Origin of the sequence: Synechocystis sp. LEGE 06083, from assembly GCF_015207725.1 — a bacterium.
Lineage (GTDB): Bacteria > Cyanobacteriota > Cyanobacteriia > Cyanobacteriales > Microcystaceae > Synechocystis > Synechocystis salina.
This window is the reverse complement of the sequence record NZ_JADEWJ010000478.1, coordinates 1-1,007: the sequence shown is the minus strand read 5'-3', so window position 1 is coordinate 1,007 and position 1,007 is coordinate 1. Positions and strand designations below refer to the sequence as shown.

General features: G+C 49.3%; 1 protein-coding gene. It reads right to left on the bottom strand.

Features of this window, described 5'->3' with window-relative positions:
- Positions 1-903 (bottom strand): transposase (locus IQ219_RS19860; RefSeq protein ID WP_194073772.1); only part of this gene is annotated, 903 nt, incomplete at its 3' end.
- Positions 904-1,007: the final 104 nt, after the last annotated feature.

Genomic DNA, 1,007 nt, shown 5'->3' with positions numbered 1-1,007 from the left:
AGCCAAGAGAAACCATAATCGGGAAAAAGCACAGACAGAACGAATCTGTGATTTCTGGATATTCCAGACATTGGACTGGTCATCTAAAAAGCTCTCTTCAATCTGGAAGCGCATGCCATATTCAGCAAAAGTCTGAAGATTAGTGGGTTCATTGCTGAGAATCGCCCAAAACTCACCGTTGCAATTATTGCGTCCAAAAATAAGGTGCACAGGACCATAGTATTGGCTCTTATGTAAACGGATACCGTGAAGGCAGAGGGCTTGCCCCCACTGGAAATGAAAGTCCTTCAGACGTTGCCACCCCTTTCCCTGACGCCAGACCCAAGTATTTTGCTTCAAACGGATACGATAACTCCAACGCCATTGCCTCGTCAGGGCCTTCAACAACTCCAGATGGACAAAGCCTCGGTCTGCCAGCAGCACTATCTTTTTTCCCTGGGGTAAACAACGGGATGCCCTTTGTAAAACCCCTTGATAGTCTTTGAACGTCACACTGGCACTGGGATGAGCTAAAACCCGCCAGGCCACTGGTAAGGTACGACCTCGATGAACCACCGCAACTCGCACTAAACAATACCTCTCCCAGAAGATGGAGGTATCTAGGCTTAGGTATAGGCATTCTTCCTGCCAAGAGGCTAAAGCGGCACTAATCAGGGGTTGATAGAGTTTGTGGACGTTAATGCGGGGATTATCCAACCAGCGTCGCACCCGTCTTTGTTTACTTTGGGCGTAGAGTCCTCGACTAGGGAGATGCGGCACCCAGCGGGTCAGGTTGATTTCGCCAGCTTGTATCAAGGCCACAATCATCAAGATGCAGGTCGTTAGGTGACCTTGATGAGCCCAGGGGCTGACTTGACTCAGCCAAGTCTTCAGGCCATGGTAGAGGGGGGAGTGATTATGCATCGCGTTCCAGGTTTTGAGTGGTATCTAATCCTAGAACGTGACCTCCCCTCTTTTCTACAATCCCCACCTAGACTGCTTTTCACTTCTTTTGTCAGTCAATCAGG